The sequence below is a fragment of the Pseudomonas jilinensis genome (genome assembly GCF_003586265.1).
GTDB lineage: Bacteria > Pseudomonadota > Gammaproteobacteria > Pseudomonadales > Pseudomonadaceae > Halopseudomonas > Halopseudomonas phragmitis.
This window is the reverse complement of the sequence record NZ_QJSA01000008.1, coordinates 137,022-152,138: the sequence shown is the minus strand read 5'-3', so window position 1 is coordinate 152,138 and position 15,117 is coordinate 137,022. Positions and strand designations below refer to the sequence as shown.

Genomic DNA, 15,117 nt, shown 5'->3' with positions numbered 1-15,117 from the left:
CCAACTGGGCCTCGGCCGACTCTATGGTCTCGACCTGGCCAAGCAACTGATGGCTGTCGCTGCGGCACTGTTGCAGGCGGGCGTTGACGTCACTGCCGAGACTGGCGACCTGGGTCGCGCCGGGGACCAGCTCGGCCTCCAGGGTCATGCTGATTTGCTCGATGGCGCTGGCGATCAACTCCGAGGACTGGGCCAGTTGCTCGCCGTGGCTGGCAGTGTCTTCGGCAATGCTGGCCAGTTCCGGTGCGTGCGCTGCAATACCTACTGCCGCAGTCAGGCTGCTACTGATGCGTTGCTGCAGATTGCGAACGAAATCGGGCAGTCCGGGTAGCCGCTGCCCCTGACTATTGATGTCGACGCTCAGATCCAGGTGCGAGAGCAGGCGTTCCAGGTCGTTGCTGGTTTGTTGTCGATAGCGCGAACGGTTGAACAGACTCAAGATCGGCCCCTTGTCGGTGTGCGTTTATCTGGCATATTGCAAGCAAGATGCCATTATAAAGCGGCGGTATGAGGGGCAGACAGCAGGAAAAAGCGCCATTGGCGCCCATTACTGTAGATATGTGCGCGCAGTTGGTGCGTGGCTGGCATAAAAAACGGGCCTGCCCGTCAGGGGAGGCCCGTTGTGTTCAAGGCGGGTTCAACTCAGGCGTTGGCCCAGCGTTTGAGGATCAGGGTGGCGTTGGTGCCACCAAAGCCGAAGCTGTTGGACATGACCAGATTGGCGGCAGTGTCCAGGCGCTCGCGCAGGATCGGTAGATCACCGGCGTTCTCATCCAGCTCTTCGATATTGGCCGAAGCGGCAAGGAAGTTGTCGCGCATCATCAGCATGCAGTAGATCGCTTCCTGTACACCGGCTGCGCCCAGTGAGTGGCCGGACAAGCTCTTGGTCGAACTGATCTTCGGCGCTTTGTCACCGAACACTTCACGGATCGCTTTCAGTTCGGCGACGTCGCCAACCGGAGTTGAGGTGCCATGGGTGTTGAGGTAGTCGATGCTGCCCTCGACGGTAGCCAGGGCCTGCTGCATGCAGCGTACGGCACCTTCGCCGCTGGGAGCAACCATGTCGTAGCCGTCAGAGGTGGCGCCATAGCCGACGATTTCGGCATAGATCTTGGCGCCACGGGCCAGGGCATGTTCCAGCTCTTCGACCACTACCATGCCGCCGCCACCGGCGATGACGAAACCGTCACGCTTGGCGTCGTAGGCACGCGAGGCTTTTTCCGGAGTGTCGTTGTACTGGGTTGAGAGGGCGCCCATGGCATCGAACAGCATCGACTGTGACCAATGCTCCTCTTCACCGCCCCCGGCGAAGACCACATCCTGCTTGCCCATTTGGATCAGTTCGGCGGCATGGCCGATACAGTGAGCGCTGGTGGCACAGGCCGAGGAGATCGAGTAGTTGACACCCTTGATTTTGAACGGGGTGGCCAGGCAGGCGGAAACGGTGCTACCCATGGTCCGTGGTACGCGGTATGGCCCGATCTTCTTGACGCCTTTTTCGCGCAGCAGGTCGACCGACTCCATCTGGTTCAGGGTTGAGGCGCCGCCGCTACCGGCAACCAGGCCGGTACGAACGTTGCTGACCTGCTCTTCACTGAGGCCCGCATCGGCAATGGCCTGTTCCATTGACAGGTAGGCAAAGGCGGCGGCATCGCCCATGAAGCGTTTGATCTTGCGGTCAATTGCTGCATCCAGGTCGATATCTACACTGCCGGAAACCTGGCTGCGCAGGCCCATTTCGGCGTACGAGGGGTTGTGGCGGATGCCCGGCTTGCCGGCCTTGAGGCTGGCGGCAACGGTTTCCAGGTCCTGGCCCAGGCAGGAGACAATGCCCATGCCGGTAATCACGACGCGACGCATGGTGATAATCCTCAGAAGCTATCGGTAGAAGTGAACAGACCTACCCGCAGCCCTTCGGCGGTGTAGATCTCGCGGCCATCGACGGCCAGGCTGCCATCGGCAATGCCGAGAGTCAGCGAGCGGTTGATGGTGCGCTTGATATGAATGGTGTAGGTGACTTTCTTGGCGGTCGGCAACACCTGGCCGAAAAATTTGACCTCGCCGGAGCCCAGCGCGCGGCCGCGGCCCTCATAGCCCAGCCAGCCCAGATGGAAACCAACCAGCTGCCACATGGCATCGAGGCCCAGGCATCCGGGCATTACCGGGTCACCCTCAAAGTGACAGCCAAAGAACCACAAATCGGGGTTGATATCCAGTTCGGCAACAATCTCACCTTTGCCGAAGCGACCACCGGTATCGCTGATGTGAGTGATACGGTCGATCATCAGCATGTTGGGGGCTGGCAATTGTGCGTTTCCAGGGCCGAACATTTCACCGCGGCTGCATGCCAGCAGTTCTTCCCGGCTGTACGCATTTTGTTTTGACATAGAGGCTCCTGCTCATCCCCGGCAGTATCGGGGTGTTATGTTTCGGCATTGCGACTGGATCACAAATGCCGTCAGCGTATCTTCAGACTGATTGGCTTCGGCGAAAGTCACACCGCTAAGGCACTGCTCTATGCAATGCGCTGAACGCGATGAGGATACCTGCGAAGGCGGCCGAGGACAAAAGTTTCCGTACCTCGGCCGTATTTGTGGGGGTGTGGGTCAGTCCAGTTCGCCGAATTTGGCCTGGAACGCGTCACGCAGTTCGCGTTTGAGTACCTTGCCGATGGCGCTGCGCGGTAGCTCGCTGGTCAGGATCAGGCGGTTGAGGCGCTGGGTTTTGCCGACCTGCTGGTTGAACCATTGCAAAATGTTATCGGCGCTGTCGCTGGCCCCGGGGTTGAGCACCGCGTAGCCGACCGGGGTTTCACCCCAGCTTCTGGATTGCACGCCGATCACGGTGGCCTCAAGCAGGGCCGGATGCTGGCGCAGAATCGCCTCCAGGTCACTGGGATAGATGTTGAAGCCGCCGCTGATGATCATGTCCTTGCGCCGGTCCATCAGGGTCAGGAAACCCTCTTCATCGAAGCGCCCGACATCACCGGTGCGGATGAACCGCTTGCCGGTGCTATCGAACCATTCGGCTTCGGCGGTTTTTTCCGGCTTATTGAGGTAGCCGGTCATCATGGCCGGGGAGTGGCCGACCACTTCGCCGATCTCACCTGCGGGCAGCTCGTGGCCATCTTCGTCGATAACACGCATGTCATGGCCGTCCAGCGGCTTGCCGACGGTGGCGAGTTTGTCCGGGTACTGATGGGCCGGCAGCATGCAGGAGCCGCCACCCTCGGTCATCCCGTAGAACTCAACCAGACCACCCGGCCAGCGGGCCAGGATGTCGGCCTTGAGCTCGGCATGAAAGGGGGCGCTGGTGCTGAACTTGACCTGGAAGCTGGAAAGATCGTACTGGTCGAAGTCGTCGCGGGCCATGATTCTTTGATATTGCACGGGTACCAGCATGGTGTGGGTAACCCGGTGTTCGGCGGCCAGGGCCAGGTACTTGCCAGCATCGAACTTGGCCATCAGCACCAGTGTGCCGCCCAGACCCAGTGTTGGCAGGAAGGATACCAGGGTGGTATTGGAGTAAAGCGGCGTGGAAATTAAGGTGACGCACTCGGGGCCATAGCCGAACGCGATTCCCCGCTGGATATGCGACCAGCGCATGCCGTGGGACTGGACAATGCCCTTGGGTTCGCCGGTGGTGCCGGAGGAGTAGATGATATTGAACGGCAGCTCCGGAGCCAGCTCCACTGGCTGCGGCGCAGCGTCGCACAGCCACTGGCTGAAGCCCTGCTGCGCACGGCTGTCGTCCAGACTGAGCAAGGTGGCGTGCAGTCTGCCCTTGACTGATTCGATGGCCTGGTCCACGGCCTGATCAACGAAGACCAGCTGGGCTCCGGAGTCGGCAATCATGGTCAGCAGACTGTCGGCAGTGGACGAGGGAGCCAGCGGAGCTACCACCACGCCGGCACGCAGGGCGCCAATGAACAGGCTGGCATAGGCAATCGAATTGCTGGCGCAGATGGCGATGCTGTCACCAGGTTTCAAACCATCACGTTGCAGCGCCGCCGCGACCTGATCAACGGTCTGGTTCAGTACCCGGTAGCTGACCTGGCGGCCGTCCTGGATCAGGGCCGGGTGTTCGGCACGTTCACGAGCATGCACCGCGACCAGGGCGGGCAGGGTGGTATAGGGGCTTTCGAGAGTTACGGGGGTCGAAGGGGTGATGCTCATGAACGCTTCCGCCACTGCTGTTGTTGTTGGGACAGCGTTCAGTGTGCCAGTTACCGGGCTGGAATCCAGCTTTCAGGGTTGGCGAAATAGTGACTGATCAGTCTGGTCAATGATCTTCGCTGGATAGGTTCCGGCAGCGCTCCAGAGCAGCCTGAAGCGCCTGGCGCGATACTGGTTTGCCAAGAAAATCCTGCATTCCGGCGGCCAGACAATGCTGGCGATCCAGTTCAAAGGCGCTGGCAGTCAGGGCGATACAGGGAATCGGCTCGATATGTTGGGTTTGACAGTACTGGCGGTATTGACGACAGACTTCCAGGCCGTCGATATCCGGCAACTGGATATCCATGAGAATGGCGGCGTAGTGCTGTTCGGGTGTTCGTAGCCGTTCCAGTGCCTGGGTGCCGGTTGCGGCGACTTCGACGCGCAGGGAGAGGCTGCGAAGCATGCCTTCGATCACCATCTGGTTTACCGGGTTGTCTTCGACCAGCAGGATCGGCTGCTCGTTGTCGTGCGGGCCGACACGGGTGGTGGATGCCGACTGGGCATTAAGTGGCGCCAGCGAGCGAGTCAGGGGTAGCGAGAGGGTGAAGCAGGAACCATGGCCTTCGCGACTGACCGCGGTCAGCTCGCCGCCCATGTGATGGGCGAAGGTGCGGGCGATCGACAGGCCAAGGCCGGTGCCGCCGAACCGTCGAGAAGTGCTGCTGTCAGCCTGGCGGAAGGCTTCGAACATGCTGTCCAGACGGTCTGAAGCGATGCCGATGCCGGTATCTTCTACCCGGCACTGCAGCCATATCTGGTTGGGACCATCTTCACTCCAGTCGGCCCGCAGGCGGATGCTGCCTTGTTCGGTGAACTTCAGTGCATTGCCTATCAGGTTGACCAGAATCTGACGAATCCGGGTCGGGTCGCCGACCACCGTGCAGTCCATCGGGTCACCTTGCAGCTCAGTAATCAAGCTCAGGCCTTTCTGGCTGGCCGCATGCTCGAATACCGCAACCGAGCTACGCAGTAGCTGCGGCAGATCAAAACCGATGTGCTCGATTTCGACCGCGCCGCGCTCAATGCGCGAAAAATCAAGAATGTCGTTGATGACCTTTAACAGATGGTCGGTAGAGTCGCCGGCGATTTCTACGTACTCGGTCTGTTCGCGATTTAGCTCAGTCGTTTCAAGTAGTTGCAGCATGCCCAGCACGCCGTTCATCGGGGTGCGTAGCTCATGGCTCATCATCGCCAGGAAGTCAGACTTGGCGCGGTTGGCCGATTCGGCCTCTTCGCGTGCCTTGACCAGTTGTTCGATAGCCTGTTGCTGCTCCTGTCGGGCTTGCTCCAGGGTACTGGCCAAGGCGTTTATATTGCTCATCAAGTGACCAATCTCGTGTTGATCACTGACGTTCAGGCGAGTGTTCAACTGGCCCTGGCTCAGGGCGTTGACAGCCTGACTCATGTCCCGCAGCGGCTTGGCCAGCGCCTGTGCCAGGCGCAAGGCCAGGATCAGTGCGGCGATCAGGGTCAGGGCGGCCAGCCCCAGCCCACTTAGCAGTATCTGGCGTTGCCGTTTAAGGAAGGCTGCGTTGCTCAGACCAACTGAGACCTGGCCCAGATATTGTGGCTCTCCCCGTGGCGTGGTTGGGGTGTCTAGCAGAAACAGGTCGCTGTGCAAGGCAACGCGTTCGCGCAGGATATCGGCTGTGAAGTGACGTCGCTGGCCGTCTTTGGGCGGTTGACGCTCCAGGCTGAGCAGTATCTGTCCTTGGCTGTCGAAAACCTGAACATGTTGCACATGGGGAATGTCCAGCGTACCGCGAACCAGGCTTTCGAGTGTGTCGATATTACCGCTGATAACTCCATATTCGGCAGCGGTGGCCAACTGTTCGGCAATGCGCTGCCCAGTTTCGTTCAGTGCTTGATTGACGTCATCCAGACGTGCACTGATGAAGTAGCCAACCAGTGCCAGACTCAGCAGCATGACAGGAAGCAATGCTATTAGTAGCAATCTGCGCTGAATGGTGCCGCGTTTCAGGACTTTCACTGTTGTTGCTCCTGGGCCGCGATTAACTGGGCCAACTGCTTGTCTTCCGGCAGTGTGAGGCCCAGCGAACGGGCGACCTGCGGGTTGCTGAGAACTGAGAAATGGCTCGGGTAACTAATGCGCCCGGCTACCCAGGGCATATCCATGAGTTGAGCCAGACTGCGGGCCATGTCAGTTGGAGTGCTGTAGGTGGTGCTGAGACTGCCAGCGCCAATAAACGGGGCGCTCGGACCAATCAATACCTTGTTGCGGGCATAGCTTGTCAGCAAAATGGTTTTCACTTGGTCTGCATTGTAAATGGAGGGATCGTCCAGCCCGATCAGGACATCACTGTCTGCCAGAAGGTCAATCAGCCGACGGGGCAGGTGAGCGGAATCTTCGACGAGGGCGCTGTTGATTTGCAGGTTGTGGCGCCTGGCAGCCTGTTCCCAATCAAACAACTGCCACTGTTGTGTTTCGCTATAGAGCAGCCCGCTGCTGCTCAGACGCGGAATCAGCAGTTTGGCCAAATGAAGCTGACGGTCAGGTTTGGCGCTGGCTAGCAGCAATTGCAGACTGCTGGGTAGGACTGGACGGCCCAGGCGGGTCAAACCGTCAAGGGTGATGTAGGAGGCCAGCGTGGGGGTCTCCAGATCCTGCAGCAAACGCCATTCCAGAGCCCGCTGCCCCAAGGTAATTATGAAGTCTGCAGATTCAGGCGCGGGCTGCTCGTCGAGCAGATGGGTTGTGATGCGGTCAGCGGGCCGCTGTTGTTTCAGGTTTTGAACGAATTCGCGAGTCAGTTCGGTATGTGCTGGCAGAACGACGGCAATGTCGCTGGCCAGGGCAGATGTTGAGCCCAGCAGTATCAACAGCACGGCAAACAGAAGCTGACGCCATGCTTTCATGACGGCCTCCGGGTGCTGTATGAATGGTCCATGGCGACATTCCTTGTCTGCAATGACAGGACTCCAGAAAGGGGGAGCCCCTTGTTCACTGGCTTCAGAAGTTTAGCTCAGCACTGAGATAGTAGTGATTGCGACTATCGTACAGGTTTTCCGACCAGGTGAGCGCTTCGTCGTCCAGTCGGTGCTGCCAAGTCAGCGCCAGTTCCATGCTGCTGTTGTTGCCCAGTGCAAAACGCTTGGCCAGTCGGCTGTCCAGGCGCTCGAATCGGCGCTCGTTAAGCTTATCTGCACCGTAATAGATCAGGCTGCTTTCGAAACCGGCCGGCCATTGCCGCAACCAGGCGGCACTACCTGAGTGGCGGGCTGTCAGGCGCTGATCGAAACGGCTACTGGCCTCAAAGTTGATCTGCGCATGGGTTAGACGCAGGCGGTCGCGTCGGGTCAGGCGCCAGTCAAGCTGGGTCTCTACTCCTCTGAAGCGAATGCTGGCGTCGTTGTTTGGCAGAAAGTCATCGACCCGCAACGGTTCGCTGATCATGTCGTTGATCTGTTCCCGGAATACGCGTATGTCGATTGCCAGCCCCAAGTGGTGGAATTGGCCGTTGTAACCGAGTTCCTTGGAGCGCATTTTCTCCTGCTGGAGATTGCCGGGCCCGTAGGCTACTGCATAGTAGGTCTGTGGACCACTGAGCGGGCCGCTGAGATTCTTGATCTGGTAGGTCCAGTGGGCATTGTTCTCGTACATGTCCGGCGAGCGGACGGCTTCGGAGTAGACCAGACGCAGGCTGTGCTGGGGGGCAATGAACAGGTTGGCGGCCAGACGCGGAGAAAATGAGGTGCCGATCAGCGAGGCATCTTCGTACATGCCCCCGGCCTGCAGTAGCAGACGCTGATGCGGACGTACTTCAATATTGCTGAAAACCTGAACAATATCGTTTTTCACAGTGCCGGCAAAAAAGGTTCGTGAACTGGCTTGGTCGTGCCGGTAGCTGATTCCGTTGACCATACGCAGCCAGTGAGAGAGGCGACGAGTATCCTGGAACTCGAGCTGGTAGCGGGTTTCGCGAATGTTCTGGTCAATGTCCCAGCACGCCGGATCACTATCGAGTGAGTCGAGGTGTTTCTGTTTGACAATGTCAGCTAAATCACCAATTTCCTCGGTATATTGACCGTCTGTGGTCTGCATCAAGAGTGTGCGCATATCTCTATGAATGTTCTCTGGGCGCAGGAACTGGCTGACCCGTCGAGCAGCCAGGGTGCTTAGCTGGTTGATCCGGCGTAGCTCGGGTGACAGTGTCACCGGTGCGTTGCACACTCGCCAGTCACGCAGTCGTTCCATGTGCTGGGCATAGGCCATGAGCTGGAAACTGTGATCAGGACTGGGGTCGATTTTCCATAGCCCTTGCAAGGCGTAATCCTTGCCGCTGATATCTGCTGGCGGGGTGTGGGCTCCGACGACTCGGTCATACTGGCTTTGCGGTGGGTTGGGTACCCGAACGAATGGACTGAACTCGTAATAGCTCTGGCGATTGGTTTCACTGGCGGCAGCTTGCCAGTCAAGGGTCTGGTTGGCTGAAAGTTGCAGTGAGTTGCTGAGATTGATGCGGCTGAGGCGACGACCGTCGCGGTAGTCTCGGCCATCGGGGAAGTGATCGAAACCATCATCCTCCTGCCCGGACAGGCTCAGGCGCCAGTGACTGTTCTCACCGGCGGTGCCCTGGCTGGCATACCAGTCGTTGACCCCGCGTTTGCCGCGGGTGATCTTGAGTGTGCTGCCCAGTGTTTCTCGAGGGTGGCGGGTAACGATATTGATTACCCCCATCAGTGCGTTGGCGCCATAGGCGGCGGTATTGGGGCCACGAAATACTTCGATATGCTCGATGTCCTCAATCGCCAGAGGGATCTCCGTCCAGTCCACTGTGGCCAGACCGGGCCGGTAAACTGAACGTCCGTCAATCAAAACCTGCAGGCGCCTGGCTTCGGTGACATTGGTACCGTGATAGTTGACATTGATTTGGTTACCGCGCCGATAGCCGATCATCATACCAGGGACCAAACGCAGAATTTCCGGGATATCCCGAGCCCCTGTGGCGCGGATCAGCTCGCGATCAATGACTGTCATGCTACCGGGAACTTCGGTGGGAGCCTGCTTCAGGCGAGAGGCACTGAGCACAGTCGGCAGTTCGGGAGCGTTCAGCAGAGGATCATCGAAAGCGGCGACAGGCAAGGCCGTCCCCAGCAAAAACAGGGCTGTAATGCGTCTGGAGCGCGATATCGGCATAGTGATGGCGTCGAGTTATCGTTTTGACTTTGGCCCCCATATTAACGGTAGCCGATGGTTTTTCCACTCCCTGATCGCTGTTATTCTGCGGCCACCCTATACTGATTCAACGTTGTTCGGTTGGACAGGCTACCGGGCCGCGTTGACTACTCAAGCGTATGTTACAAAGCAGCAAGGATTTTTCATGACCGATCAAAAAGTGCCTGTAGCCGTTCTCGGTGGCGGAAGTTTTGGCACCACCCTGGCCAATCTGCTGGCCTGCAATGGCGTTCCGGTAACCCTGTGGCTACGTGATCAGCAAGTTGCCGATGCAATCAGCCGTGAGCATGAGAACAGCCGTTATCTGCCTGGTATCAAGCTGGATGAGCGGCTGCGGGTCAGTACTGATCTGATGGCGACGCTGGCCAACGTTGAGCTGGTGTTTCTGGCGATTCCCAGCAGCGCCTTTCGCACCGTGTTGCAGCAGATTGGGCCGGCCCTGGCTGGCAAAGGCGTGATCAGTACAACCAAAGGGATCGAACAGCCGGGCTTTCTGATGATGAGTGATATCGTCGAGCAGGAAGCGCCTGATGCTCGGGTAGCGGTGCTGTCCGGGCCGAACCTGGCCAAGGAAATGGCTGCTGGCGCCCTGACCGCTACGGTGGTAGCCAGCGATGACGAGGCGCTGTGCCGTGAAGTGCAAGAGGTGCTGGGTAGTCGTAGCCTGCGAGTCTACGCGAGCCAGGATCGCTACGGAGTTGAGTTGGGTGGGGCGCTGAAGAATGTCTATGCGATCATCTCCGGTATGGCTGCGTCAATGGGCATGGGCGAAAACACCCGCAGCATGCTGATTACCCGGGCGTTGGCTGAAATGACCCGGTTTGCCGTGCATATGGGGGCCAACCCGCTGACTTTCCTGGGGCTGGCCGGGGTAGGCGATCTCATTGTGACCTGCATGTCGCCGCAGTCGCGCAATTACCAGGTTGGACATGCGCTGGGGCAGGGCTTGTCTCTTGAGGAAAGCGTAGCCAGACTCGGTCAGGTGGCTGAGGGCGTCAATACACTCAAAGTGCTGAAACAGAAGGCAGATGAGGAGGGGGTCTACATGCCGCTGGTCAGTGGCCTGCATGCGATCCTGTTCGAACAGCAGCCGCTGCCCCAGGTTATTGGCAAGCTGATGAGTGCGGAGCAGAAGCATGATGTCGAGTTCGCGGCCTTTATGGCTTGCACACCATTGGAGGGGGTATGAGCGAGAAACCTGGTTTCGTGGCGACGGTCAGTTCGGCGGATTTTTGGCTGCGGCTGCTGTATATCCTGTTGTTTGCGTTGGCCTGGCAGGTTTGTGAGTTGTTGCTGCTGTTGGTGGTCATTGTCCAGATCGGCTTCCGTCTGTTCCAGGGCGAAGCCAATGTACGGGTGGCGGGGCTCGGTAACAGTCTGTCCCAGTATGCTTGGCAGATTGGCCGCTATGTCAGTGGGGCGAGTGAGCAGAAACCCTGGCCGTTCATGGAGTGGCCGGCCGCCGAGGCCGAGTGGCAACGCAAGCCGGGTACGTCTGGCGATGAGGCCCCCAAGCCATGAAACTCTGGATTTTGCGTCATGGCAAAGCGCAAGCCATGGCCGCATCCGATCCGCAGCGGGCGTTGACCGAGCGAGGCTGTGCAGATGTCCTGCACATGGCCGAGCTGCTACGTGACCAGCAACTGGATGGCATCCTGGCCAGCCCGTATCTGCGGGCCCAACAGACCGCCGGGCTGGTAGGGGAGCATCTGAACTTTGCCCGCGGCGTGGCTACTGCACCCTGGCTGACGCCGGATGATGACCCCATGCAGGTGATCAATTACCTGAGCGAGCGCACTGAACAGTCGCTATTGCTGGTCAGTCACCAGCCACTGGTCAGTCAATTGGTGAGTCTGCTGGTCGAAGGACACCGTCGTGGGCATTATCCCATGCCGACCGCTGCCCTGGCATGTTTGGAAATGGACGTGGTCGCTGCCGGACTGGCACAACTGTTGAGCCTGAATACACCAAAAGATTCTTGAGTTGCTGGGCAGTTCCACCCTGTTGATCTGAATGCCAAAGGTTCTGAGCTTGTTGCCAGGGCTCTGGCATGGGATAGTGAGCCCCATTAAGGCGCAGGGCCGGGTTGCCCGGCTCGTGACAACAATAACTACAAATCTCACGTTGATAGAGGTGACGCCATGAACAACCAGGTGGCGCTGGCTGGTTCATCCGCATTGGACGCGTTTTATGCTCGCGAGCAGGCTCATCCTGATAAGACCTACCTGATCCAGCCACTGCCCGGCGGACAGGTTCAGCAGTATACCTGGGGGCAGGTGGGGGATCAGGCCCGCCGTCTGGCGAGCTATCTGCTCAGTCTGGAGTTGGCTCCGGGTAGCTGTATTGCCTTGGTGTCGAGGAACTGTGCCCACTGGATCATTGCCGACCTGGCGATCTGGATGGCAGGGCATGTCTCAGTCCCTTTGTATCCCAACCTGACGGCTGATTCGGCCAGGCAAATTATCGAACACTCCGAATCGCGGGTGGTTCTGGTTGGCAAGCTGGATGACTGGGCCTCTCTGAGCTCGGGGCTGCCTGAGGATATTCCTTGGGTTGGCCTGCCACTGGCGGCCGAGGATGCGCGTCTGCGGCCCTGGCAAGAGCTGATGCAGGCCTATGAGCCGATGACGGATAGCCCGACACCGGATCCCGAGGCGCTGGCCACTATTGTTTACACCTCCGGTACTACTGGCATGCCCAAGGGGGTGATGCTGAGTTTTGCTGGTATGTACTTTTCCGCCAAGAATTGTTTGAGGCTGTTCGGGATTACCGATCAGGACCGCCTGTTGTCCTACTTGCCGTTGTGTCATGTGGCCGAACGGCAGTTTGTTGAGATTGCGTCACTGCTGGCCGGTGAAACGGTGTACTTCTCTGAGACATTTGAAACCTTTCTGCAGGACATGCAGCGGGCCAGACCGACCGTGTTCTTTGGTGTGCCGCGGATCTGGGTCAAGCTCCATCTGGGGGTGATTGCCAAGATGCCGGCGCGACTGCTGGATGCGATGCTGAAGGTGCCGGTGCTCAGACACAGGGTAGGGCGCCGGGTGTTGGCCAGGCTAGGGCTGGATCAGATCCGCTATGCGGTCTGTGGTGCGGCACCGGTGCCGCCGAGCCTGCTGGAGTGGTACAAGCGCCTGGGGTTAAAGATCGCCGAGGTGTATGGAATGACCGAAAATTGTGGCTATTCGCACTTGGGTCGGCCGCGCAAGCTCAAACCCGGCTGGATCGGGCTGCCCAATCCAGGGGTTGAGTGCCGGATCGCTGAGCAGGGCGAAGTGCTGGTACGCAGCAAGGCCAATATGCTCGGCTATTACAAGGACCCGGAAAGAACCGCTGAAACCCTGGATGAGCAGGGGTTTGTGCACACAGGTGATGTTGGTGAAATCGACAATGAAGGCTTTTTGCGCCTGACCGGCCGGCTCAAGGATATCTTCAAGACCTCCAAGGGCAAGTATGTGGCGCCAGGGCCGATTGAGAGCCTGCTGGCTGAACATGAGCGTGTCGAGCAGGTATGTGTGGTTGGCGACAACCTGCCTCAGCCTTTGGCGCTGATTCAGCTGTCGGAACTTGGGTTGCGTCAGGCCCAGCAACAGCGTGCAGTGCTGGAGCAGATGCTGGGAGAGTTGTTGCTGGCGGTCAACGCGCGGCTTGATCGGCATGAGAAGCTGGGATGTCTGGTGGTGATTGGTGATGCTTGGCGGATCGAAAATGGCTTCATGACACCGACCCTGAAAATCAAGCGCAGCGTGGTCGAGGCCACTTACCGCGAGCAGTGCGAGTTGTGGTCGGTCAGTGGCCAGCCCGTGGTATGGCATGCCATGGACTAGCGCTGAGCGAGCGTTATGCTGACGTATTCACAGGCTGCGCCAGGCTTGTCCCGAGAACTGAATCTGTTAGGGTCTGGGCCTGAACAAGAGCCGAGAAGTCGACATGCAAACAACAAGTAGTCACGAGGTGCGATTCAATCTGCCGTCCATTGAGGTTGCGGCTAAGGTCTGGGGTGATCCTGACGGTTTGCCGGTTATCGGCCTGCATGGCTGGCTGGACAATGCTGCCACCTTCGACCTGATTGCACCACGTCTGCAGGGCGTTCATCTGGTGGCGCTGGATTTACCTGGTCATGGGCTGTCCGGGCACCTGCCTGCCGGTGGTTACAGTCTTTGGCAGCAGGCCGCGACAGTGTTGCAGGTGGCTGAAAGTCTGGGCTGGGAGCGCTTTGCTCTGCTTGGTCACTCAATGGGTGCAATCATCAGCGGGATTCTTTCCGGAACCTTGCCGGAGCGGGTCATTGGTGCAGGGTTGATCGATGGTTTGCTGCCATTCACCTCCGAAGCCGACGATGCACCCAAGCAGATGGCACGCTTCTTCGAAGCCAGCCTGGCGCTTAGCAGCAAGCGCAAACCGGTTTATCGCAGTATGGAACAGGCGGTCAGTGCGCGGGTCATGGGCGGAACCACGCCATTGTCACGCGAGGCCGCGGGTATCCTGGTCGAGCGAGGGCTGATGTCTGACCACGGCGGTTGGACCTGGCGCACCGATCCGCAGTTGATGCTGCCTTCACCATTACGATTTACCAGCCGACATGCACTGACCTTTATTGAGGCGATCCGCTCACCGGTGAGTCTGGTGCTGGCCAATCAGGGCGTCATGCATAAGCATCCCCAGGTATTGGAGCGGATCGAGCGCTTCGAACATATCGTCGTGCATCGGATTGATGGTGGCCATCACCTGCATCTTGAAAGCCAGGCCCCGGAAGTGGCAACGATTCTTGACAGTTTTTTCCAAGGCCTGGCTTGACCACTCAGGCGCACTGGGCAAGGCTTGCAGCATGAACCTGTATCCAGGTTGCGTTTGGCCATAAGGAGTGTCGATGTTGTACAGATCGCGTGTTGGATTGGGAGGGGCAGCCATAGCCCTGTTCGTCTTGGGCCCAGTGGGGTGGGCTGCGGCGAACGAACGACTGGTCATTGAGCCCTTTCCGCGCTCGTCGATAGTACAGCAGGTAGTGGAGGAAAGCGTCGATCACGGCGTGGTGATCGGCAGCATCCGGCGGATCAACAATCAATTGCGAGCCGAGCGCGAAGTGCGTACTACCGGCGAACTGATAAGGGTGACTCTGGAAATTCCTGCAGGACACGACAGAACTGAGGCTTTCCTGCATGCCAAGCGCCAGGTGCTGGCGCAGCCGCACCGCATGCTGTATTTCTGCGAAGGCCGTGAATGTGGCAGCAGCAGCCTGTGGGCCAATCAGGTGTTGGGGTTCGCCCGTCTGTATGGCCCTGAAGATAATCAGGCCTATGTATCCATGCGCCTGGATGACGAGCCGCAGCGTTTCATCAGTCTTTACGCGATTACCCGCGGCAATCGCCAGGTGTTTTTGCACATTGACCAGTTCACCCCGGATCAGCCAGTAACCGAGGATCTATATCCGACACCGGCGACGCTGGTCAAGGTCCTTCGGGCGGACGGGTCGATTGACCTGCCAAATGCCGACATGACCGATCCCGACAGTGAGGCCACTCGCACTTGGCTTGATCTGCTTAATCGTGCTCTGCGAACCGATATGCGTATGCGCGTAGCGGTTCACGGAGTGCAGGCGCCAGCTTTCGTTCAGGCGCTGGTTGACCGGGGTATCCGGGATCAGCGCCTGGAGGTAGGGGAGCCTAGTCCGGAGGTGGGGATTCGGATCAGTACGCTCTGACC

The 15,117-nt window shown here is 58.8% G+C and carries 12 protein-coding genes; 6 read left to right on the top strand and 6 right to left on the bottom strand.

Annotation, left to right across the window (positions count from 1 at the left end; all coding sequences use genetic code 11):
• Window positions 1-642: 642 nt before the first annotated feature.
• The 6 genes from fabB to C2846_RS10455 form a co-directional block, all read right to left on the bottom strand.
• Complete coding sequence (fabB, locus tag C2846_RS10480) at window positions 643-1,860, bottom strand: beta-ketoacyl-ACP synthase I (RefSeq protein WP_080050854.1); 1,218 nt, start codon at window positions 1,858-1,860, stop codon at window positions 643-645.
• 11 nt (window positions 1,861-1,871) lie between these two features.
• Window positions 1,872-2,387, bottom strand: coding sequence for a 3-hydroxyacyl-[acyl-carrier-protein] dehydratase FabA (gene fabA / locus C2846_RS10475; RefSeq protein WP_080050853.1), 516 nt, complete (start codon window positions 2,385-2,387; stop codon window positions 1,872-1,874).
• A gap of 219 nt (window positions 2,388-2,606) precedes the next feature.
• A complete protein-coding gene (locus C2846_RS10470) occupies window positions 2,607-4,175 on the bottom strand; it encodes a class I adenylate-forming enzyme family protein (protein ID WP_205890173.1) in 1,569 nt (522 codons plus the stop codon).
• Window positions 4,176-4,281: 106 nt separating this feature from the next.
• Window positions 4,282-6,207 (bottom strand): ATP-binding protein, encoded by a 1,926-nt coding sequence (locus C2846_RS10465; protein ID WP_240638190.1) that lies wholly within the window; start codon window positions 6,205-6,207, stop codon window positions 4,282-4,284.
• Window positions 6,204-7,094, bottom strand: coding sequence for a hypothetical protein (locus tag C2846_RS10460; RefSeq protein WP_119701400.1), 891 nt, complete (start codon window positions 7,092-7,094; stop codon window positions 6,204-6,206). The genes C2846_RS10465 and C2846_RS10460 overlap by 4 nt, the downstream gene beginning before the upstream one ends.
• 94 nt (window positions 7,095-7,188) lie before the next feature.
• Window positions 7,189-9,375, bottom strand: coding sequence for a TonB-dependent receptor plug domain-containing protein (locus C2846_RS10455; protein ID WP_119701399.1), 2,187 nt, complete (start codon window positions 9,373-9,375; stop codon window positions 7,189-7,191).
• A 184-nt stretch (window positions 9,376-9,559) separates the two neighbouring features.
• Here C2846_RS10455 and C2846_RS10450 point away from each other — a divergent pair, with 184 nt between their 5' ends.
• The 6 genes from C2846_RS10450 to C2846_RS10425 all read left to right on the top strand — a co-directional run bounded on the left by C2846_RS10450 (window position 9,560) and on the right by C2846_RS10425 (window position 15,115).
• A complete protein-coding gene (locus C2846_RS10450) occupies window positions 9,560-10,603 on the top strand; it encodes an NAD(P)H-dependent glycerol-3-phosphate dehydrogenase (protein ID WP_080050849.1) in 1,044 nt (347 codons plus the stop codon).
• Window positions 10,600-10,935: a DUF4389 domain-containing protein gene (locus C2846_RS10445; RefSeq protein WP_080050848.1), complete on the top strand. Its 336-nt coding sequence runs from the start codon at window positions 10,600-10,602 to the stop codon at window positions 10,933-10,935. Before C2846_RS10450 ends, C2846_RS10445 begins: the two co-directional genes overlap by 4 nt.
• Window positions 10,932-11,396, top strand: coding sequence for a phosphohistidine phosphatase SixA (gene sixA, locus C2846_RS10440; protein ID WP_119701398.1), 465 nt, complete (start codon window positions 10,932-10,934; stop codon window positions 11,394-11,396). The genes C2846_RS10445 and sixA overlap by 4 nt, the downstream gene beginning before the upstream one ends.
• Before the next feature lie 159 nt (window positions 11,397-11,555).
• On the top strand, window positions 11,556-13,241 hold the full coding sequence (locus C2846_RS10435; RefSeq protein WP_080050846.1) for an AMP-binding protein: 1,686 nt from the start codon (window positions 11,556-11,558) through the stop codon (window positions 13,239-13,241).
• A 103-nt stretch (window positions 13,242-13,344) separates the two neighbouring features.
• Window positions 13,345-14,211, top strand: coding sequence for an alpha/beta fold hydrolase (locus C2846_RS10430; protein WP_080050845.1), 867 nt, complete (start codon window positions 13,345-13,347; stop codon window positions 14,209-14,211).
• A gap of 73 nt (window positions 14,212-14,284) precedes the next feature.
• The gene (locus C2846_RS10425) at window positions 14,285-15,115 is read left to right on the top strand and encodes a DUF4892 domain-containing protein (protein ID WP_119701397.1); all 831 of its coding nucleotides are present in this window, start codon (window positions 14,285-14,287) and stop codon (window positions 15,113-15,115) included.
• Window positions 15,116-15,117 lie beyond the last annotated feature (2 nt).